The 20,810-nt window shown below is 52.7% G+C and carries 15 protein-coding genes; 3 read left to right on the top strand and 12 right to left on the bottom strand.

The features are described 5' to 3' along the window. Positions 1 to 15: 15 nt before the first annotated feature. The 6 genes from nqrE to CXF87_RS05135 form a co-directional block, all read right to left on the bottom strand. Positions 16 to 633 carry an NADH:ubiquinone reductase (Na(+)-transporting) subunit E gene (gene nqrE, locus CXF87_RS05160; protein ID WP_008956590.1) on the bottom strand — a complete coding sequence of 206 codons (618 nt, stop codon included), beginning with the start codon at positions 631 to 633 and terminating at the stop codon, positions 16 to 18. A 1-nt stretch (position 634) separates the two neighbouring features. After that, the gene (locus CXF87_RS05155) at positions 635 to 1,303 is read right to left on the bottom strand and encodes an NADH:ubiquinone reductase (Na(+)-transporting) subunit D (RefSeq protein WP_101145751.1); all 669 of its coding nucleotides are present in this window, start codon (positions 1,301 to 1,303) and stop codon (positions 635 to 637) included. Between the two features lie 2 nt (positions 1,304 to 1,305). Continuing rightward, on the bottom strand, positions 1,306 to 2,127 hold the full coding sequence (locus CXF87_RS05150; RefSeq protein ID WP_101145750.1) for a Na(+)-translocating NADH-quinone reductase subunit C: 822 nt from the start codon (positions 2,125 to 2,127) through the stop codon (positions 1,306 to 1,308). Continuing rightward, positions 2,127 to 3,353, bottom strand: coding sequence for an NADH:ubiquinone reductase (Na(+)-transporting) subunit B (locus tag CXF87_RS05145; protein ID WP_101145749.1), 1,227 nt, complete (start codon positions 3,351 to 3,353; stop codon positions 2,127 to 2,129). Before CXF87_RS05145 ends, CXF87_RS05150 begins: the two co-directional genes overlap by 1 nt. Beyond that, positions 3,353 to 4,702, bottom strand: coding sequence for a Na(+)-translocating NADH-quinone reductase subunit A (locus CXF87_RS05140; protein WP_101145748.1), 1,350 nt, complete (start codon positions 4,700 to 4,702; stop codon positions 3,353 to 3,355). The genes CXF87_RS05145 and CXF87_RS05140 overlap by 1 nt, the downstream gene beginning before the upstream one ends. Before the next feature lie 320 nt (positions 4,703 to 5,022). Continuing rightward, positions 5,023 to 6,477: a glyceraldehyde-3-phosphate dehydrogenase gene (locus CXF87_RS05135; RefSeq protein WP_035586224.1), complete on the bottom strand. Its 1,455-nt coding sequence runs from the start codon at positions 6,475 to 6,477 to the stop codon at positions 5,023 to 5,025. Positions 6,478 to 6,738: 261 nt separating this feature from the next. Between CXF87_RS05135 and mfd the strand changes: the two genes are divergently transcribed. Beyond that, positions 6,739 to 10,188 (top strand): transcription-repair coupling factor, encoded by a 3,450-nt coding sequence (gene mfd, locus CXF87_RS05130; protein WP_198556009.1) that lies wholly within the window; start codon positions 6,739 to 6,741, stop codon positions 10,186 to 10,188. A 109-nt stretch (positions 10,189 to 10,297) separates the two neighbouring features. Next, complete coding sequence (locus CXF87_RS05125) at positions 10,298 to 11,464, top strand: L,D-transpeptidase family protein (protein WP_101145746.1); 1,167 nt, start codon at positions 10,298 to 10,300, stop codon at positions 11,462 to 11,464. 154 nt (positions 11,465 to 11,618) lie between these two features. Here the strand turns inward: CXF87_RS05125 and CXF87_RS05120 are convergent, their stop codons facing one another. The 6 genes from CXF87_RS05120 to CXF87_RS05095 all read right to left on the bottom strand — a co-directional run bounded on the left by CXF87_RS05120 (position 11,619) and on the right by CXF87_RS05095 (position 19,424). Beyond that, positions 11,619 to 11,882, bottom strand: coding sequence for an Lpp/OprI family alanine-zipper lipoprotein (locus CXF87_RS05120; RefSeq protein WP_008956598.1), 264 nt, complete (start codon positions 11,880 to 11,882; stop codon positions 11,619 to 11,621). Positions 11,883 to 12,107: 225 nt separating this feature from the next. After that, complete coding sequence (locus CXF87_RS05115; protein ID WP_008956599.1) at positions 12,108 to 12,737, bottom strand: L,D-transpeptidase family protein; 630 nt, start codon at positions 12,735 to 12,737, stop codon at positions 12,108 to 12,110. Positions 12,738 to 12,891: 154 nt separating this feature from the next. Next, positions 12,892 to 13,356, bottom strand: a complete 465-nt coding sequence (locus CXF87_RS05110; protein WP_008956600.1) for a hypothetical protein — start codon at positions 13,354 to 13,356, stop codon at positions 12,892 to 12,894. Between the two features lie 52 nt (positions 13,357 to 13,408). After that, positions 13,409 to 13,870 (bottom strand): DUF6586 family protein, encoded by a 462-nt coding sequence (locus tag CXF87_RS05105; protein ID WP_008956601.1) that lies wholly within the window; start codon positions 13,868 to 13,870, stop codon positions 13,409 to 13,411. After that, on the bottom strand, positions 13,867 to 16,494 hold the full coding sequence (gene topA, locus CXF87_RS05100) for a type I DNA topoisomerase (protein ID WP_101145744.1): 2,628 nt from the start codon (positions 16,492 to 16,494) through the stop codon (positions 13,867 to 13,869). The genes CXF87_RS05105 and topA overlap by 4 nt, the downstream gene beginning before the upstream one ends. A 293-nt stretch (positions 16,495 to 16,787) precedes the next feature. Continuing rightward, positions 16,788 to 19,424, bottom strand: a complete 2,637-nt coding sequence (locus CXF87_RS05095) for a DUF3141 domain-containing protein (protein ID WP_101145743.1) — start codon at positions 19,422 to 19,424, stop codon at positions 16,788 to 16,790. A 248-nt stretch (positions 19,425 to 19,672) separates the two neighbouring features. Here CXF87_RS05095 and CXF87_RS05090 point away from each other — a divergent pair, with 248 nt between their 5' ends. Then, the gene (locus CXF87_RS05090) at positions 19,673 to 20,659 is read left to right on the top strand and encodes a LysR family transcriptional regulator (protein WP_008956604.1); all 987 of its coding nucleotides are present in this window, start codon (positions 19,673 to 19,675) and stop codon (positions 20,657 to 20,659) included. Positions 20,660 to 20,810 lie beyond the last annotated feature (151 nt).

The following is a 20,810-nucleotide window of genomic DNA, read 5'->3' as shown; positions in this document are numbered from 1 at the left end:
AAAAACCGGCTCCGATTAAAGCTGAATGCCCGAGAAGGACATAAAGCCCAACGACATTAGCCCCACGGTGATGAAAGTAATGCCCAGCCCTTGAAGGCCACTCGGCACATCGCTGTACTTCAGCCTTTCACGGATACCCGCCAGGGCGGCAATGGCCAACGCCCAGCCGGTGCCTGCACCAAAGCCATATACCACGGCCTCACCAAAGTTATAACTACGCTCTACCATGAACAGTACGCCACCCAGGATGGCGCAGTTAACGGTAATCAATGGCAGGAATACACCCAGCGCGTTGTAGAGCGACGGCACGTACTTATCAAGGAACATCTCCATGATCTGTACGAGAGCAGCAATAACACCGATGTAGGAGAGCAGCCCAAGGAACGACAGGTCAATGTTTTCAGCACCACTGATACCAGTCCACGTTAGCGCACCTTCTTGTAGCAAGTAGGTGAATACTAAGTTGTTAACCGGCACCGTTACGGTTAATACAACGATTACCGCGATACCCAGGCCAATCGCTGAGGAGACTTTTTTGGACACTGCCAAGAAAGTACACATCCCCAAAAAGAAAGCCAGCGCCATGTTTTCAACAAACACCGAAGCAACAAAAAGACTCAGATAATGTTCCATGTTACACGGCCTCCTTGGGCTTGGTGTTTTCCTTCATTTTGAACTCATTATCTTCTACCTGTTCCGGGTTAACGGCACGCATCACCCAGATTAGTAGACCAATAATAAAGAACGCTGAAGGCGGCAATAACAGCAAGCCATTGGGAACGTACCAACCACCATTTTGAACGGTCTGAAGGATAGTGATACCAAAGATGCTGCCTGAACCGAGTAGCTCACGGAAGAAGCCAACCACCATAAGCACGAAACCATACCCAAGGCCGTTGCCAACACCGTCTAAAAATGACATGCCCGGCGTGTTGGACATCGCAAAACCTTCTGCACGTCCCATGACGATACAGTTAGTAATGATCAAGCCAACGAATACGGAAAGCTGCTTAGACATCTCATAGGCATACGCTTTCAAAATCTGATCTACCACGATTACCAGCGAGGCAATGATGGTCATCTGCACGATGATACGAATCGAAGAGGGAATATGATTCCTGATCAGCGATACGAATAGATTAGAGAATGCCGTTACGAAAATAACCGCCAGCGCCATAACGAGCGATACGCTCATACTGGTGGTTACCGCAAGTGCCGAACAGATCCCCAGGATTTGCAGCGCAATGGGGTTGTTCTGGAAAATCGGCGCGGTTAAAACGCCTTTTGCATTTACGTCCGCCATGATCAGGCCCCCTCAACGTCTTCGAAGTTGGTATCAGTCTCTTCGGCGTCTTCCGGCTCAGTACCACTGCGGAATTTAGCCAAATAGGGACCGAAAGCTTCTTCGCTTAACCAGAACTGCAGCATGTTAGTTACGCCGTTACTGGTAAGCGTAGCGCCAGATAGCGCATCTACTTCGTATTCGTCGCTAGCGCCGCCCTTGGTCAGGTGGATCTCCGGTGAGAGGTCGCCCTCTTCATCGTAAATCTTTTTACCTTCCCACTGAGCCTGCCAGCGAGGATTGTTTACTTCAGCACCCAGGCCTGGCGTTTCACTGTGCTCATAGTAGGTGATACTGACGATCGTATTGCCATCACCCTCTACTGCCAGGAAACCGCGCATTAAGCCCCACAGACCTTGACCACGAATAGGGAGTACGATCTGTTCCGGATCATCTTCGCCACCAATCAAATATACGGTGGCGTAGTTTTCGACCCGCGATAGACCTGCGATGTCCTGGTCACCGGATAGCGTACGACCCGACGCAGGGTCACGGGCAGCTTCAAAGCTATCGTAGGTATCAGGATCAAACTCATCAGAATACTCACCGGTATCCAGGTCAACGACCCGAGCGGTGATCTCTTCGCTAAACACCTCTTCAACGTCCATGCCAGGCTCATACAGCTTGGCGACGTTCAAGATATTGGTTTTACGATCAAGCTCCTGGTTGAGCTGTTGGGCGGGTCGCAGTGCGACCGCCGCAGTCGAGACAATGACGGAGCACACGATACAGAGTGCAAACGCCACAATCAGGACTTTCTTGATGGAGTTGTTACCTTGTGCCATTAGGCAGTCTCCTCGGCCGGTACGCCGGTTCGCTTAACGCGACGCTTGATGTTGGCCTGGACGAAGAAATGGTCAATCAGCGGTGCAAACAGGTTAGCAAATAAGATAGCCAACATGATGCCTTCCGGGAAAGCCGGGTTCACAACGCGAATCAATACGGTCATCACACCAATCAGCGCACCAAATATCAAACGGCCTTGGTTGGTCATCGATGCTGACACCGGGTCAGTGGCCATGAACACCATACCGAAAGCGAAACCACCGATTACCAGGTGCCAGTACCACGGCATGGCAAACATCGCATTGGAGTCGGAGCCGATGAGATTAAAGAGTGTGCTGGTAGCCACCATGCCCAAAAATACGCCAAGCATGATTCGCCACGAGGCAATCCGCGTCCACAGCAGCACTGCAGCACCAATAAAGATCGCAAGCGTCGATACCTCACCCACAGAACCGGGAACAAAGCCAAGGAAGGCGTCCCACCAGCTGAAAGTATCCGTTAACGCGGCCATACCCTCTTGGAACGCCAGCGAGAGTGCAGTAGCACCGGTGTAACCGTCAGCGGCAACCCATACAGCGTCACCGGAAATCTGCGCGGGGTAGGCAAAATAAAGAAATGCACGGCCAGTCAGCGCGGGGTTCAAGAAGTTCTTACCCGTACCACCGAAGATCTCTTTGCCGATTACCACACCAAAGGTGATACCCAGCGCAACTTGCCACAACGGAATGGTCGCGGGCAGTATCAATGCAAATAGCACTGAGGTAACGAAGAACCCTTCGTTAACTTCGTGACCACGCTTAATGGCAAACAACACTTCCCAGAAACCACCCACCACAAAGGTGACTAAGTAGATTGGCAAGAAGTAAGTCGCGCCGAGGACAATGTTAGCCCATAAGCTGCTGGCATCATGACCTGACGCCAATGTCATCATAATTGCTTCGCGCCAGCCACCCATTGATGCGTAGCCTGCATCGATAGCCGTGTTTGCTTGCCAACCCGCGTTCCACATACCAAAGAACATTGCTGGGAAGGTACACAGCCACACGGTAATCATGATGCGTTTAAGGTCGATACCGTCACGCACGTGGGCGGTGGTTTTAGCAACGCTTGGCGGTGAATAAAAAATGGTATCTACCGCTTCAAAGAGCGGATAGAACTTTTCGTACTTTCCGCCTTTGTGGAAATGCGGCTCGATATTTTGGAGTGTTTGTTGAATACCCATCATCAGGCCTCTTTCTCGATCATGGTGAGATTGTCACGCAGGATGGGGCCATATTCGTATTTGCCGGGGCAAACGTACGTACACAGCGCCAGATCCTCTTCGTCCAGCTCCAAACACCCAAGCTGCATGGCAACCTCAATGTCGCCCACGATCAGCGAACGCAGTAACTGAGTTGGCATGATATCCAGCGGCATCACCGTTTCATATGAGCCAACGGGCACCATCGCGCGCTCTGAACCATTGGTTGATGTGGTGGGTGCGTAGTTACGCAAGCCTTTAATTCTGGAAAGATAGATCCCCAGGACAGAATGTCGATCTGCGCCCAGTGATAGCCACCCAAGTAAGATGCGCTTATTACCTTCTTCAATCAGACTAAACTGATTGCTAAAGCGTCCCAGATAGGTAAGTTTGCCTTCCGCGGTAAAGCCAGAAAATACAGAACCAGAAATGACACGGGTGTCATCGGGTTTGATGACTTCTTCTGCCAGGAGTTCATCCGTGCTAGCGCCGATACGGGTACGTACCAAGCGAGGGTTTTCAGCACGCGGGCCACCAATGGCAACCACGCGGCTCATATCCAGTTTCCCTTCTACAAAGAGCTTACCGAACGCGATAACGTCCTGATAGCCGATGTGCCACACCTGTTTGTGCAGAGCGACGGGAGAAAGGTAATGAATATGGGTACCCACTAGCCCGGCTGGGTGCGGCCCGGCAAAGCTTTCGGTTTTGACGCCTTCCACCTCACCGCCCGGAATAGAGGCGTTTTCCCCTGTACAAAGAAAGACGTTGCCCTCGGTCAGGCGCGCTAACACCTTGAGGCCATCTTCAAATGCTTGCGGCTGCTCATTAATGATCAGTGCAGGATCAGGGCTTAAAGGATGGGTATCTACGGCTGTTACAAAAATATCGGTCGGAGTGCTATCGATTGCCGGTGTACGCGAGAAAGGACGGGTGCGTAGCGCCGTCCAGAGTCCCGACTCCACCAGTTGGTCAACAACGACCTGGCGTTCAAGCTGCGTTAAGGCATTACGGTCATGAGCAGCGAATTCAATCGCCTCCTCAGTCTCGTCGACTTTGATCACAACAGATAGTAAACGACGTTTTTCGCCACGGTTTATTGCAAGCACTTCACCAGCAGCGGGCGCTGTATAGCGCACACCATCAATTTTCTTGTCGGTGAAGAGCAATTGGCCTAGTTTGACCTTATCCCCTTCCTGAACTTCCATCGTCGGCTTCATGCCAACGTAGTCGGTACCCAGGATTGCCACGTGGCGCACAGGCCGCGCATCTTCAATACGCTGCTCGGGCGCTCCCGCGATGGGGAGATCCAGGCCTTTTTTGACTTCGATCATAGTCTCGCCCAGTTGTTGGATCGGATATACGAAGGTATGGGGTTCGAATGCTTATTTTCTGCTCAGCGAATTGTTATTTTCTGCTCAGATTGTTACCAGTCCGGCCCAAGCAGCACTTGAACCACCCCGAAAAATCCATCGTATTATAAAGATAAGCGCGTCCAATGACCACATCCCTGATGATCTCCAAAAGTGCTATATACATTGGCAAACGGAAGGCATAGAGACAAAAAAACGCCACCCGAAGGTGGCGCTGCATCATTATTTCGCTTGATAGCCCCCGCAGAGAAGCTAATTTAGCAATATTATTATTTAGCTATTTAGCGCGGCAGCTTTAAGAACCGCACATTAGACATCTGTTGTAAAATACGCACGACTTGGCAGCTATAGCCAAATTCGTTGTCGTACCACATATAGACAACCGCATGATGACCGTTGGCGATAGTCGCTTTGGCGTCAACAATGCCAGCATGACGATTGCCTACAAAGTCCGACGAGACCACTTCTGCCGAGTCAACGAAGTCAATTTGCTTTTGATAAGCAGAATCAATCGACATGCGACGCAAGTAGTCGTTTAGCGCAGCCGCATCAGTCGTTTTGTCCAGTGTCAGGTTAAGAATGGCCATGGAAACATTGGGGATCGGCACGCGAATTGCGTTACCGGTTAGCTTACCCTCAAGCTCAGGCAGTGCTTTGGAGACAGCTTTAGCCGCGCCCGTCTCGGTTAACACCATGTTCAACGCCGCGCTGCGGCCACGACGGTCGCCTTTGTGGTAGTTATCGATCAGGTTTTGGTCATTAGTGTAAGCATGCACGGTCTCAACGTGACCGTTTACCACACCATACTCATCGTTAAGCACCTTCAATACCGGCACGATCGCGTTGGTGGTACATGATGCAGCTGAAACAATAAGATCGTTATCGCCAATCGATTCGTGATTAATACCGTAAACGATATTTTTGATATCGCCTTTACCCGGCGCGGTCAGCAGCGCTTTGGCAGCACCTTTGCACTTCAAGTGCTGGCCCAAGCCCTCTTCATCACGCCAAATACCGGTATTATCAACGATAACGGCATTGTTGATGTCGTAGGTGGTGTAGTCGATCTCACTCGGTGAATCGGCATAGATAACCTGAATGACATTGCCATTTACGGTTAGCGTGCGCGCTTCTGCATCAACCATGATGGTGCCATCAAACGGCCCGTGTACGGAATCGCGGCGCAGCAGGCTGGCACGTTTTTCAAGGTCCTTTGCCACATCGCCACGGCCACGTACAACAATAGCCCGTAGGCGTAGCAGGTTGCCGCCACCGGCTTTTTCAACCATCACCCGAGCCAATAACCGACCAATACGGCCAAAACCATAAAGCACCACATCTTGTGGCTCACCGGTGCTGGCACCTGGCTGATAACCATCAATAATTTCGTGCAGTTCTTTGCGCAGAAAGGCTTCCACATCGCCCCCGCCCTGGCGCTTAAACATTACCCCCAACTTGCCCACATCGACATGCGCAGGGCCAAGGTTTAACTCAACCATGCTTTTAAGAATCGGATAGGTATCTTCAACGGAGAGCTCAGTTCCCTCCAGTTTGCGTACAAAACGGTGGTCTTTGAGAATACGGATGACTGACCGTTTGATGAGCGAGCGTCCGAACATGGTGGCAACAACATTATTCTGACGATAGAGCTGCCCTACCAATGGGATCATCTGCTCCGCCAAGGCTTCGTTGCCTTGCCATTCTTGAAAAACGTTTTCGAGCGCTTGCTGACTCACGGGCGGCCTCATCAGGTAGTGGAAACAGGAAGTGGAAACGGGGTCGTAAACTAATAATTCGGTTTATTATCCGGGGCAAGCGCAGTCGTCGCAATGAAAGGATAGTCGCACAACATGTAGGGGTATTACAGAAACGCCAATCTCACTACAAAACCACTTTCATAACAGATTAACCCGCTACCTAAAGCCGCGGCACTCTAACTGAAACGGGTGATCGTGTATGATCTGTTTTCCGTTTCACCGCAAAACGATATCTTGCTTATGCCGACTTTCTCTCTGCTCGAACCGCCCCAGCCTCAAGGGACTCGCGATACGCTCTACTGGTCATCGCCACCGGGCAGCGCGACTGCTCTGGCTCTTTCACGCGTGGCCAAGCACGCCCCGCTATTGGTGATTACCCCCAATACGGCCAGTGCGCAGCGCCTGGAACAAGATCTTTACTTTTATAGCGATGTCCCCGTATTACCCTTCCCTGATTGGGAAACGCTGCCCTACGATAGCTTTTCGCCCCACCAGGACATTGTCTCAGCGAGGCTACGTACCCTGCGCCAGCTCCAAGATGGCGTGCGCGGCATTGTATTGGTGCCGATCAATACGCTGATGCAGCGCTTACCGCCGGTTGAGTACATCGCCGGGCGGGTAATGACGCTCAAAACCGGTGAGCGTTTGAATCGCGAAACGTTCCGGGAATCGCTTTCGCGAGCGGGCTATCGCGCCGTGGAAACGGTGTATGAACCCGGCGAATACGCCATGCGTGGCGCGTTGATCGACCTCTTTGCGATGGGCATGGACGAACCGATTCGCATCGACCTGTTTGACGATGAGATCGACACACTGCGTCACTTTGACCCCGGCACTCAGCGCTCAACCGATAAACTTGAGTCGCTAGAGTTGCTGCCCGCCCACGAGTACTCGCTAAGCCGTAGCGCCATCGCCTGCTTTCGTGAGCAGTTTGAAACCCTCTTTGATGTCGACCCGCGCCAGTGCCCGCTTTATAACGATGCATTAAAGGGCATTCCCTCCCCGGGGCTTGAGCACTATCTGCCGCTGTTTTTTGAGCAGACCGCTTCGCTGTTTGAGCACCTAACCGACGACACCCGGGTCGCCCTACTGCCTGGTGTGCTTAATGCGGCCGAACAGCACTGGCAGTCTATTGATGCACGCTACGTTAACTTGGGTGTTGATCCTACACGGCCACTGCTACCACCTCACCGGGCGTTTTTCCCGGTCAGTGATGTTTTTTCGGCTATAAAAGCACGCCCGCGCATAGAGCTAACTGAAGACAGCGAGCAACGCCATGCGCATATGCCTGAAGCAGCACCATTGCCTACGCTGTCGATTAATGCCCGCGCTAAGCAGCCACTTGGCGAGCTTACGGCGTTTTTGAAGTCTCACGCCGAAACCCGGGTGCTGTTTGTAGCGGAATCACGGGGCCGCCGCGAAGCGCTGGAAGAGATATTGGCCCCGCTTAAGCTTTCGCTCCCACATACCGATAGCTTTCACGACTTCCTAGCCAGCGATCACACCTATGCCATCACCGAAGGCTTGGTGGACAGCGGCCTGTGGCTGAACAACCCAAGCGTTGCAGTGATCAGTGAGACAGAGCTATTTGGCGATGTGGTACGCCAGAGCAGGCGGCGTGAAAAAGCTACCGATGATAACGAGCTTGCGGTCCGCCATCTGTCAGAACTACGCGAAGGCGCGCCAGTGGTTCACCAGGCGCATGGCGTTGGCCGCTACATAGGGCTGGAAACATTGGAGGCCGGTGGTCAGGCCAACGAGTTTTTGGCGCTTTCCTACGCCGATGGCGCCAAACTTTATGTGCCGGTCGACAGCCTACATATGATCTCCCGCTACAGCGGTGCCGGTGACGAACTGGCGCCGCTGCATAAGCTGGGTTCCGATCAGTGGGAAAAAGCCCGTCGCAAAGCCGCCGAGAAGATTCGCGATACCGCCGCGGAACTATTGGATGTTTACGCTCGCAGGGAAGCTCAACAGGGCGTGGTCTACGAAGCGCCAGGCGATGAGTATGTTCGCTTTGCGAGCAACTTCCCATTCGAGGAGACTCCCGACCAGCACGCAGCCATTGAAGCGGTGATCAGCGACATGACGTCGCCGCAGCCCATGGATCGCGTGGTATGTGGGGACGTAGGCTTCGGCAAAACCGAAGTGGCCATGCGCGCTGCATTTATCGCCGTGCAATCAGGTCGCCAAGTAGTGGTCCTGGTGCCTACCACGCTATTGGCGCGCCAGCACTTCGAAAATTTCCGTGACCGTTTTGCCGACACTGCCGTCAATATCGGCTTGATATCGCGCTTCACCAGCGGCAAAGAGGTTACCCAAACATTAGAGAGTGTTAAAAGCGGCCAAACCGATATCGTTATCGGTACCCACAAGCTGCTCGCCAAAAGCGTTGAGCTACCCAAAATGGGTTTGCTGATCATCGATGAGGAGCACCGCTTTGGGGTGGCGCAAAAAGAGAAACTTAAAACACTGCGCGCAGAAGTCGATATTTTGACCCTGACCGCGACACCTATTCCGCGCACGCTAAATATGGCCATGAGCGGCATCCGCGATTTGTCGATTATCGCCACCCCGCCCGCACGGCGGCTGTCGGTCAAAACGTTTGTTCAGCAGCACGATGCCAGTATCATTAAAGAAGCCCTACTACGCGAGATACTGCGTGGCGGGCAGGTGTATGTGCTGCATAACGAAGTCAAAACCATCGAAAACAGTGCTGAAAAAATCCGTGAGCTGATTCCTGAAGCGCGGGTAGCGGTTGCCCACGGCCAACTGCCTGAGCGCAGCCTCGAACGCATCATGTCGGATTTCTATCATCGCCGTTTTAACGTGCTGGTGTGCTCGACCATTATTGAAACCGGTATTGATGTGCCTAGCGCCAATACTATTATTATCGAACGCGCCGATAAATTTGGCTTGGCACAGCTTCACCAGTTGCGGGGCCGTGTTGGCCGTAGCCACCACCAGGCCTATGCTTACCTGCTGACACCGCCCCCTAAAGCGATGACCCGTGATGCCATCAAACGCCTGGAAGCCATTAGCGCTTCGGACGATCTAGGTGCTGGTTTCACCCTGGCCAGCCACGACATGGAGATTCGCGGAGCAGGCGAGCTACTGGGCGATGAACAGAGCGGCCAGATGGAAACCATTGGCTATACACTTTATATGGAGATGCTTGACCGGGCAGTGAAGGCCATTCGTGCGGGTAAAACACCCAATATTGATGCACCCTTCAATACCGGCGTGGAAATCAACCTCAACCTGCCCGCGCTGATTCCAAGTGATTATATTCACGATGTTCAGCAGCGCCTGGTGATGTACAAGCGGATTGCCAACACCCAGAGCGATAGCGAACTTAAAGAGTTACAGGTTGAGCTAATTGACCGCTTTGGCTTGCTGCCCAATCCGTTGAAAAACCTGATTCGCCAGACCAAGCTGCGCCACCGTGCCGAGCAACTGGGAATCAGCAAAATCGAGGCTGGCGAGAGCCGCGGTAGAGTACTGTTTAATAGCAGCACCCAGGTGGATCCCTTAACCCTGGTGACCCTCATTCAGACGTCACCAAAGCACTATCGTTTAGATGGCTCTGACACCTTACGATTTGAATTATCAATGGAAAGCGTCGACAAACGCTTTCAACAGCTTGAAAACCTACTTAGTACGCTTAATCAAAAAGTAGCGGCGGCGTGACGCTTGGGGCAAACTTACCAGTAGCCATGCCTAGTTAACCCACCTCGTGGACTAACATCAGTGGCCCAACGACGCGCATCAGCAGTGAATTAACATATTAGGAATGATCATGAACATTCGCGACACCTTTACCCTCTGGGGCCCCACCAGCTTGGCAGTGCTACTAGCCGCGAGCTTGGCGAGCCCTGCTTTTGCGCAATCAGCTGCCGAGCAGGCCGACAGCCAACCCCAAGAGCTAGCTCAGGAGCAGGAGCAGAACCAAGAGCAGCAGCAACCACAGGAAATCAGCATCGACGCTGTCGACAGCGCCGCTCAGGTTGCTGACCAAGATGAACTGCCTCGTGGTCACTTCCGCCTACCCGAAAGCGGTGACATTATTGGTGAGAACTACACGGTTGTGGTCGAAGACCCCAAACAGACGCTGATTGATATCGCCCGTCGTCATAACATTGGCTATGAAGAAATTCGCATGGCCAACCCCGATGTCAGCTTGTGGGTGCCTGGCGTGGGTACCGAGGTAGTGATTCCCGCTAAGTACATTCTGCCGCCTGCCCCACGCGAAGGGGTGGTGGTGAACCTTTCAGAGCTACGTCTCTACTATTACCCTGCTGATAAACCCGGCATCGTTGAAACCTACCCGGTCAGCGTGGGGCGTGAAGAGTTCGCAACGCCTGTGGGCATTACCCGCACCACCGTTAAAGTTAAAGACCCTGCCTGGGCGCCCCCCTCCTCCATGCGTCGTGAAGCAGCTGAACGTGGTGAACCAGCGCCGTCCGTGGTACCAGCAGGTCCTGACAACCCATTGGGCGAGCATGCGATTCTATTGGCCATGCCGAGCTATCTAATACATGGCACCAACCGCCCTGATGGCGTCGGTATGCGCGTTAGCCGCGGCTGTATCCGTATGTACCCTGAGGATATCAAATCGCTTTACGAGCGCTTACCGAGCGGTACGCAGGTTAATTTGATGGATGCGCCATTTAAAGCAGGCTGGGCTTCCGACGGCACGCTGTTTGTGCAGTCATTTCCGCAGCTGGAAGAGAACGTGGAAGGCTTTGAACCTCTGTTAAATGCCGTAGAGCGCGTCACTGAGCTGACTGACAATGACATTGAAATAGATGCCGAACAGATACAGCGGGCCGTTGAAGCCCCCGATGGCCGCTTTATTGCCCTGCATGGCCCACAAGCGCCAGCACCGGCGCCAGAGCCCGAACCTGTTGAGCTGATTAACGAAGTTGAGCTCAGCGCTGCAACTAATGGCGAAGAAGAAACTTAATACGCTGATACGGCAGTAACAAAAAACCCCGCCGAGGCGGGGTTTTTTGCGTAGCTAGCGGCAAAAACTACTTGCCTAATATCTTTACCAACTACGACTTGCATACAGCAACCGCTGAAAGAGCCTATTGACTCCCCAGCAGCTCCAAGCAGAATTACTTCTGCATGGAACGCTGGAACATGCGGTTCATTTCTTCACGGTTCTGCTCAGACATCTGCAGAGCAGCCTGCGCATCGCGCTGGGCTTGGTTTGCAGTGTTCATAGCTTGTGAAGCCATGCTGCGTGCTTCTGCAGCGTCAGCCTGTGCAGATTCTGCAGTCATGCGGACTTCTTCCAGCGCGCCGGTAGAAGCACAACCAGCAAGAATTGCCAGAGAAGCGGCAGCAGCAGTCATCTTCAGAGTAGTTTTCAAAGTCATAATGTTCTCCTTGAGTCGTCCTTGGGTACTACATTAAGGGTATGACAAAAATAAGGCTACGCACTTTACTAACGTACTTAGCTTAAATTTGTCTACCTGCGGTGCAGGTTCTTTACAGTGACTTGTTTTGCGATGCTCGCAAGTCAAACGCTGTTTTATAATAGACTACAGCGGTTGTCTATAGCCACTTGTTTAAAACCTCGAACTTCCTTCAACGGCATTAGCTTAACGGATCACTACACGGGTGCCAACACCCACTAGCGATGCCAAGCGATCAATTTGCTCGTTGGTAACGGCGACACACCCTTGAGTCCAATGATAGCGACCATGAATATCGGGGTCCGCGCTACCCAAGCCATGAATCCCAATCGCCCCACCCAGGGCAGTATTTTGCGGTGGTTGACCGTTACGTCGGTAGTAGTCGAAGTAATCTTCATAATCGGTTTGGGAATAAATTCCTTTTTCAAGCGCCATGCGTGCATGGGCTGGCGTTGGGAAATCAATCCCCATAAACGTACGCCACTGGCTTTCGTAATTAAAACGATTGATACGAAACTCACCCTTAGGCGTCACGTTATCGCCACGAACGCGCTGAGTCTTCGCCCCTGCACGCCCTAGGGATATGGGTGCATAGCGCTCCAAAAGCGTATTACCACGGAACACACTGAGTGTAGCCTCTTGATCATCAATCAGTACCCACAGCTCATTGCTATGGCGCGGCACATGGGCGCGCGTAAGCATTGTTTCGATAAGGTCAGAGGGAGCAGCCTGGTTAGGTGCAGTGACAGCAGCGCTAGCAACCGCTGGCAAGCTCAGCACCATAGCTAAAAATCGACGGCGATTGATTAAAAACATGACAGCTCTCGAAACATAGTAGCCTGTGGTTGACCAACTAAACGCATAGGGTGGCTGTTATACCTTATTCCCACATCCGCCGTAAGTAATTTCGTCATAGTATCGCTTTGGGTCGTCCCGAAGCGATGATGTACTCGCCAGTGGCACATACTCATTAAACGCCCTGCAACTCTTCCATACTCGCCATCATGTGGCGTATTTCAGAATTATGCCCTTCAGCTAGCGAATCAAAGAACTCTGCTTCGGGTTCAATTCTCGAACGTGCGGCACGATGCTTGTACAATGCCTGCAAACGCTCATGGGCGGTGGTGGCTGTTTTCATGGCATCTTCTATGGAGCCTGTAACGGTTTGCTCCGCAATTCGATCCAGTTCTGGTGGTTCGGGAAATTCGCTCGACTCGTCGAACCACGTCTCCAGCACCTCAGAATGATCCGTACCGTCATGGAACAAGTCTTCAAGACCCGTTTTCATCTTCAATTCACGGCTGGCGAGATAATCTAATCCCATTTTTAAGCGTTCATTGTCGGCTTTATCAGCGGCCTCGCTGTATTGACGCGCCATTCGCGCGTGAAAGCCTGCCGCCCATTCGACTAAATCTTTAACTTGGTTATAGCGCATCATGATCTCCTTTTCGTGGTGCTTACTTGACCAGCGGGTAAAATCGAGCCTTTTACCACTCCAGGCTGGTTTCACGCAGAGCACTTATTTCGCGCTTTGCGGCCTGAAGGTTATCCAGCAATTGCTGAGGCAAACTCGCTTGACTATCCACCTTAATCATAGCGGGATTATGAGTAGTACGCCGCGCAGCACCTTCATCGCTATGTAGGCGTTCAAGCTGACCCGTCAGCCAATTCAACCAACTTTCCGGCTGAGCGTTTAAGTCGCGCAGGCGCTGTAGCTCTGCCAAAGCCGGGCCTTGCTGAGATAACAATACATGCCAGCGATGCTCTGGCAAGCGAGCATGCTCGGTGACTTCCCGTAAAAGCGACTCTAACGCCAGCTCAAAGAGCGCCAACGCGCCCTCCTCCAGTGCCATCTGCCGCGAAGGGGCATGCTCATCTTCCCCCGCTGGCATAATGGCTAACAGCTCCGCTTGGTAGAGTAACTGATTGGTCCGCGAGCGTGCATTCACTTGCGCTTATCCTCCACGTGCCATTTGCCAGCCTCAAACATGGCCTTCCAGCCGGTGGCTTTGCCCTCTTCGTCAGTCATTACAAACTGCTCTTTCGTCTTACGCGAATAACGGATTTGAGCGGGGCGACCATCGGGGTCTTCGCTAGGCGCTTTGAGAATAAAATGGTACTTCTCAGGCAGCTCTTCGGCATGCGCTTTCAGCTCTTTCACCAGCGGCGGCCGCGTTTCGCGATTTTTAGGAAATTTGCTCGCCGCCAAAAATAGGCCACTCGCGCCATCGCGCAGCACGTAATGGTCGTCCACTTTTTGACACGCCAGCTCCGGCATCGGGATTGGATCCATTTTGGGCGGTGCCACTTCGCCACTCTTCAATAATTTGCGAGTGTTTTTACACTCGCTATTGGTGCAGCCAAAATACTTACCGAAGCGACCTGATTTCAACTGCATCTCAGAGCCACACTTATCGCACTCGATCACAGGACCGTCATAGCCCTTAATCTTGAATTTACCGCTTTCCACTTCGTAGCCATCACAGTCAGGGCTGTTGCCACAAATGTGCAGTTTGCGCGTTTCATCAATCAGGTAGTTGTCCATTGCCGTGCCACACTTGGTGCAGCGACGCTTAGCACGCAGTGCATTAGTTTCGGCCTCTTCGCCCGCGTCTTCCGCTACCGCTTCTTCACCTGGGATCAGGTCGATGGTGGTCTTGCAGCGCTCTTTTGGCGGCAAATTGTAGCCGCTACAGCCCAGGAACACGCCTGTGGAAGCGGTGCGAATTTGCATATGGCGGCCACATTTCGGGCAGTCAATATTGGTGGGCACCGGCTGATTGGGCCGCATACCATCTTCGCTCTCCGCCTTGGCTAGCTCTTCACGAAACTCGCCGTAGAAAGCATCTAGCAAAGCCTGCCAGTTACGCTCGCCTTCGGCGACTTCATCAAGACTATCTTCCATGCGCGCAGTGAAAGAGAAATCCATCAAATCAGGGAAGGACTCTTTCAGCCGCTCGGTAACGATATCGCCAAGCTTCTCGGCATAAAAGCGGCGGTTTTCAAGCTTCACATAGCCGCGATCCTGAATCGTGGAGATAATCGATGCATAGGTAGAAGGACGACCAATCCCCTGCTTCTCAAGCTCTTTCACCAAGCTTGCTTCGGTGTAACGCGGTGCAGGTTTGGTAAAGTGCTGCTGAGGATCGAGTGCTTCCAACGCCATCGGCGTGCCTTTAGGCAAGTCAGGCAGGGTCTGATCTTCATTTTTACCGCTGGGCTTCATCACCCGCGTATAACCATCAAATTTAAGCACGCGCCCTTTAGCACGCAGCTCATACCCATCAACCTCGACGCTAAGCGTGCTGGACAGGTACTCAGCAGGCGTCATCTGGCAAGCCACAAACTGGCGCCAGATTAGCTCGTAGAGGCGCTCTGCATCGCGCTCCATGCCGGACAGGTCTGATGCTTTGCGTTCAACGCTGGAGGGGCGAATCGCTTCGTGGGCTTCTTGAGCACTCTCTTTGCTGCTGTAACGATTAGGTGCTTCAGGCAGATAGCGTTCGCCAAACTCTTCGCCGATATAAGTGCGCACGCCTTCCACTGCATCTTTTGAAAGATTGGTGGAGTCAGTACGCATATAGGTGATATAGCCCGCTTCATACAGACGCTGGGCCATGGTCATGGTCTTCTTAACAGAAAACCCTAACCGGCCACTCGCGGCCTGCTGTAGCGTAGAGGTAATAAAGGGCGCTGTCGGCTTGGAACTGGTGGGCTTATCTTCCCGCGAAGTAATCGCAAGTTTGGCTTTTCTAAGCTGCTCAATGCGCGCCAGGGTGTCTTTTTCAGACGTGGGCCTAAAGGCTTTGCCATCCTGACGAGCCAGTGCAAAACGCACCAGCTCACCCTCGGGGGAGGCCAAATCCGCATGCACATCCCAGAACTCTTCGGGAATAAAGGCGCGAATTTCGCGCTCGCGCTCAACAATTAGACGTACCGCGACTGACTGTACACGGCCAGCCGATAAGCCGCGTGCTACTTTCGCCCACAGCAAAGGCGAAAGCATAAAGCCCACCACGCGATCCAGGAAACGCCTAGCTTGCTGTGCTTCCACCCGGGGAATATTTAGCGCGCCCGGCGCTTTGAACGCGTCCTGAATGGCATTTTTGGTAATTTCGTTAAACACCACGCGCTTATAGCGACTGTCGTCTCCACCGATAGTCTCACGCAGGTGCCAGGCAATGGCTTCCCCCTCGCGATCCAAATCCGTTGCGAGATAGACAGCGTCGGCTTTCTCAGCCAACTTTTTCAGCTCAGCCACCACTTTCTCTTTGCCTGGCAGCACTTCATAGCGCGCTTCCCAGCCATTATTGGGGTCAATGCCCATCCGCCGAATCAGCTGATCCTGGCTCTTACGCTTCTTATATTCCACCTTCTCTTCCGCCGACATCTTGCGTGTCGCTGCGGCTTGGCGCGCGCGCTCCTTAGGGTCGGAGGCTGCCTTACCTGAGCCGCTGGTCGGCAGGTCACGAATGTGACCCACGCTCGACTTCACGATGAAATCGTTGCCGAGATATTTGTTAATCGTCTTCGCTTTAGCCGGCGACTCGACGATGACCAGTGACTTGCCCATAGTGCTCCACTTTCCTAATGCACGGGCTGTCTAGCACGTGCTCTAAATTCGGTGCCGTATCGCCGGGATGAAACAGCCCATTAACAAAGATACGGATGAAAAAATGCGCCTACCCTACCCCAGCCCTTGGCTAAGCGCCAGTAGCAACCAAGCCGTAGGAAGAATCCGTAGATTTCAGACAAAGAGTAGCTAGACACTAGACTGCCACTGGCATTACGGCAACCCAAAAGGCACACAGACAAACAAAGCGCCCCCACCATATAGGCGGGGGCGCTGTAAGCTAACGCACTGTTTTAGCGTTTGTCAGATGGCTTACTACCGCCGTTAGCGCTGTCAGATTTCACTGTTGACTTGGTGCTTTCCTCATCGGTTGCAGAGGGTTTAGTGGCTTTTCCCTCTGCTTTGTCAGGCACAGCCGAGGACTCAACAGAGGTTAGCTTAGCTGCTTTTGGCTTAGCTTCTTCTGCATTAGCTTTTGCCTGACTAGCTCCTTCCGATTTAACAGCTTCCTGCTTGGGTTTGATAGCTTCTGATTTAGCAGCTTTCGGTTTGGTAGCTTCTGGTTTAATACCTTCTTTATCAGCTTTACCAACCACACCAGTCTTGGCGGTTTGTGACTTTGCTGGTGTTTTCGCCTTTGTCTTGGCAGCGTTAGGAGAAGCAGGTGTTTCCTTTTTGCTAGTCCGTGCCTGATCAAAAAGCGCCTTTATCTGAACAAAGCGATTTGCAGCATGCTCCGTAAGCTCGCCACTGGCGGCAAACACGTGCTCAAGATGGCTAATATAACCATCGATATCGTCGTTGCTATTACCCTTGAGCAAAATAGGCAGTGCATTCAGTGCTTGCTCACGATCCAGCTTCAAGATAAAGAACTGCTCGCGCACTAGGCGTTTAAATTCACTCAGCTCTATGCCTGGCTCAAGCTCGGCACGGGAGGCGCGTAACCGCTTAAAGTTACGCTCATCCGTGGCTGGAGCACCGCCGAGCACGTAGATCAGCGAGCGCATAACCGCTTCATGCGCACCGCCGTGGGTAATTTTCTCGCGCAGCGCTTCCTGACGCTGCTCCATGAAGCGGCGGTGCTCGGGCTCAGCCCCGGGGCGGCGGCGATGCACATGAGCATCGCCATAAAGGCCCACGGCGGCCTGCAACAGCGGCTGGCCGTAAATATCCATAAACATTTTTTCGGTGCTACTATCGCGTAAGTCGCGCACCGCATTGAGGCTTGCAACCAACTGGTCAGAGCCCATGGTTTCAAGTGCTTTAAACAGATTATCTTGAGACACAGGGTGACGATTTTTACGCACCGCTTCTGCCATTACCGGTAACGGCACGGAAAGCGGGTTACGGTCGGAAAGCAGTTTGTAGCCCAGCCGGATCGGGTGCATACGACGAATAAAGCGGGCAGCTTCCGGCGTCATAATAGCTTTTAGCCAGGGCTGCATAAATATCCGATACAGCCCCAGATTAATTTCTGATATACGCGCCACGGTGGCAAAGCGACGATCATCCTCAGGCTTGTGCATCACTGCCTGATCTAACTCTTTAAAGTTACGCGGCATAAATTCGAGCAGATAATCACGCTCGAACAGGTCAGCATCTTCGCCCTTTTCCGCCGGGGATATGGAGGTTTCGTACAGCCCAGGCGGTAGTACGTCGATGTAATCCATATTGGCAGTGAATTCGGTATGCTCTTTGCGCGACACGCTACCCGAAACAAATATACCTAGGTGGCCGGTAGTATCATGCTGGCAATAGACGATAGTTTGCTCGTTGGCGATGATGTCATCTGTGTTTTCATATAAATCACGAATCCAGCCCAACGCTTGCGGCGGCGGGGTAATATCGTCCCCACGAGAACAGAACACCACGATCGGTGAGCGCACATTCCGTAGGTCGATTCGGCGCCCATCACGAGTCACCAACTGCGCGGTAGAAAGTCGATTGCCAACAAACAGATTATCGACAATATATTGAATTTCTTCACCGCCCAACAGGACGTGACCGCCCCACCAGCGTTCAAAGTCGAGGTATCGGCCCGCTTCTGTATCGATGTTATCGTAAAGGTGATACTGTTTTTTCCAGTACGTATTAGCCGGGTTGAGGCGCTCAAAATTCTGCACCAGCCACGCCCCGTCAAACAGGCCATTGCCAATATCGCTAGTGAGTGCCGTAATCCAACTACCCCCGGTCATACCGCCCGTATAACGCATTGGGGCTTTACCATGCTCGCCCGCCCAATAAGAAAGCGGCGCACCGGCAATAAGGATCGGCCCAAACACATCTGGCTCTAGTGCGGCCGCCATCATGATTTGCCAGCCTGCTTGGCAATTGCCCACCACCATTGGCTTTTCGGTGGTTTCGGGGTGAAGCTCGATTACATGGCGTAGAAATGCAATTTCTGAATCAACTACATCCTCGACGGTTTGACCCGGCTCAGGAAAAGGTAAAAAACCAATAAAGTAGCAGGGATGCCCCGCTTTTAGCGCCACCCCCAACTCGCTGTCTGGCTTAAAGCCACCAATCCCTGGCCCATGCCCCGCTCGCGGGTCGATCACTACAAAAGGACGTTTTTGTAGGTCAGTTTCAGTCCCTTCATGGGGCAGTACGCGCAGCAGTTCATAGTTAGTTGGCTGCGGTAGCGTCCGTCCATCCATCAGCACTTCGGTATCAAACCCCAACACACTGGGCTTGGTTTGCTCCATATGCTCAAGGTACTGATTACCACGCTCGCGCATAACGTCCAGGTACAAAACGCTACGCTCCATGCTATCGCGCCAGTAACCGAAAGCCGCCCGTCCAAACCCAAATGGGTCGAACAAGGAAGCGATCGTTTCACTACTTGGCAACGCTGTGGAACCATTTTGTTGCTTTAGCCAGGCGTCAGTAAAAGCGCTGGTGGAGAGCAAAGGATTGGCGAGAAAGTTCATAGGTTCTCCCATTGGGATGATGCGCCGGCATCAAACCGGGCAGCAATCAGGATGCTGCAATGCAATATAGTTTAGGCCACTACGTGCGTGACGTCGATCTTTACCCCTAATAATTACGACTAATGGGGTGACATAGCTCTCTTTAAGCAGCGCCAAAGATTCAGTGTTAGCATGCGTTGCGCTGACGATAAAGCCTGTATTTGGCATTAGTCCTAGCGACATTAAAGGGTGTTCACTATGAGGTTGCTATGTCATCCCCTACTCTGCTCAATCGCCTTACATTTCGGCAACTACAGGTCTTCCAGGCGGTGCACCGGCAACGCTCTTATTCTCGCGCAGCTGAGCAGCTGGGACTTACTCAGCCCGCGGTGAGCGCACAAATACGCCAGCTTGAGCTGGCACTGGGTCAGCCGCTTTTTAACTACGCGGGCAAAACGCTCCACACACTTCCCGCCGCCGACACGCTCGCCCATTCGACACGAGAAATTTTTGGTCAGCTTTCACGTCTGGAAATGAACCTATCGGACATTAACGGCAAAATAAGCGGCGAACTTAATATTGCGGCAGTATCCTCGGCTCAATATGTGGTGCCTTACTTACTCGCCCGGTTCCGTGCTCACTACCCAGAGGTGCACGTTCGCTTAAAGGTATGCAACCGCAGCCAAGCCCTAGAGCGGTTGACTGAGCAGCAGGACGATCTCGTTATTATGGCGATGGTGCCAGAGGATGATCGCTTAGTAGTGATGCCAATTCTTGATAATGAATTAATCGCGGTGGTTTGGCCGGAACACCCCTTGCTTTCCATGCCAGAGCCCTCTCTGGCAGACTTTGCACGCCACTACGTATTGATGCGCGAGCCAGGCTCTGGCGTGCGCAATGCCTTTGAACAAATGGCCGCCAATCAGCAGGTCGCCCTTCCCCACTGTATTGAGCTGGGCACCAATGAAGCAATTAAAGGCGGAGTCATGGCCCACTTAGGCGTTGCCGTTCTCCCCCGCTTGGCGGTACAGCTTGAACTTGAGCAAGGGTTACTTTTTGAGCTTGGGCTTCCCGATTTCCCGATCCACCGATCCTGGTGCACGGTGTATGCGCGGAAACGTTTTCCCACACCGGTGGCAGAGCTTTTCTTAAGCTTTATCCGTGAGCACTTACCCGATTATCGCCGCCACTTTCAAGCGCCTTCAAGCCCGTTACCGAGCCACGGCGTCGCTTGCCTGCCAATGCTTGCGCCCTAGGGTCATGCGGTGTCCTGTTGACAGTGAGATATGTTACATTAGTAGCTATTAGCACGATGAAATATCGGATTCACTTCGTATTAATTAATCAGGTATCAATTGGCAGGTCTTGTAAGGGCTTAACGCCCGCAAACGTACTTGGCCTACCGCA

This window comes from Halomonas sp. MES3-P3E (assembly GCF_002836035.1).
Taxonomy (GTDB): Bacteria; Pseudomonadota; Gammaproteobacteria; order Pseudomonadales; family Halomonadaceae; genus Vreelandella; species Vreelandella arctica.
This window is presented reverse-complemented; position numbering and strand designations above follow the sequence as displayed.

What these genes read in the sequence shown, in the direction of transcription:
- nqrE (WP_008956590.1), bottom strand. Translation starts at nt 633, where the DNA reads ATGGAACATTATCTGAGTCTTTTTGTTGCTTCGGTGTTTGTTGAAAAC.
- CXF87_RS05155 (WP_101145751.1), bottom strand. Translation starts at nt 1,303, where the DNA reads ATGGCGGACGTAAATGCAAAAGGCGTTTTAACCGCGCCGATTTTCCAG.
- CXF87_RS05150 (WP_101145750.1), bottom strand. Translation starts at nt 2,127, where the DNA reads ATGGCACAAGGTAACAACTCCATCAAGAAAGTCCTGATTGTGGCGTTT.
- CXF87_RS05145 (WP_101145749.1), bottom strand. Translation starts at nt 3,353, where the DNA reads ATGATGGGTATTCAACAAACACTCCAAAATATCGAGCCGCATTTCCAC.
- CXF87_RS05140 (WP_101145748.1), bottom strand. Translation starts at nt 4,702, where the DNA reads ATGATCGAAGTCAAAAAAGGCCTGGATCTCCCCATCGCGGGAGCGCCC.
- mfd (WP_198556009.1), top strand. Translation starts at nt 6,739, where the DNA reads ATGCCGACTTTCTCTCTGCTCGAACCGCCCCAGCCTCAAGGGACTCGC.
- CXF87_RS05125 (WP_101145746.1), top strand. Translation starts at nt 10,298, where the DNA reads ATGAACATTCGCGACACCTTTACCCTCTGGGGCCCCACCAGCTTGGCA.
- CXF87_RS05120 (WP_008956598.1), bottom strand. Translation starts at nt 11,882, where the DNA reads ATGACTTTGAAAACTACTCTGAAGATGACTGCTGCTGCCGCTTCTCTG.
- CXF87_RS05115 (WP_008956599.1), bottom strand. Translation starts at nt 12,737, where the DNA reads ATGTTTTTAATCAATCGCCGTCGATTTTTAGCTATGGTGCTGAGCTTG.
- CXF87_RS05110 (WP_008956600.1), bottom strand. Translation starts at nt 13,356, where the DNA reads ATGCGCTATAACCAAGTTAAAGATTTAGTCGAATGGGCGGCAGGCTTT.
- topA (WP_101145744.1), bottom strand. Translation starts at nt 16,494, where the DNA reads ATGGGCAAGTCACTGGTCATCGTCGAGTCGCCGGCTAAAGCGAAGACG.
- CXF87_RS05095 (WP_101145743.1), bottom strand. Translation starts at nt 19,424, where the DNA reads ATGAACTTTCTCGCCAATCCTTTGCTCTCCACCAGCGCTTTTACTGAC.
- CXF87_RS05090 (WP_008956604.1), top strand. Translation starts at nt 19,673, where the DNA reads ATGTCATCCCCTACTCTGCTCAATCGCCTTACATTTCGGCAACTACAG.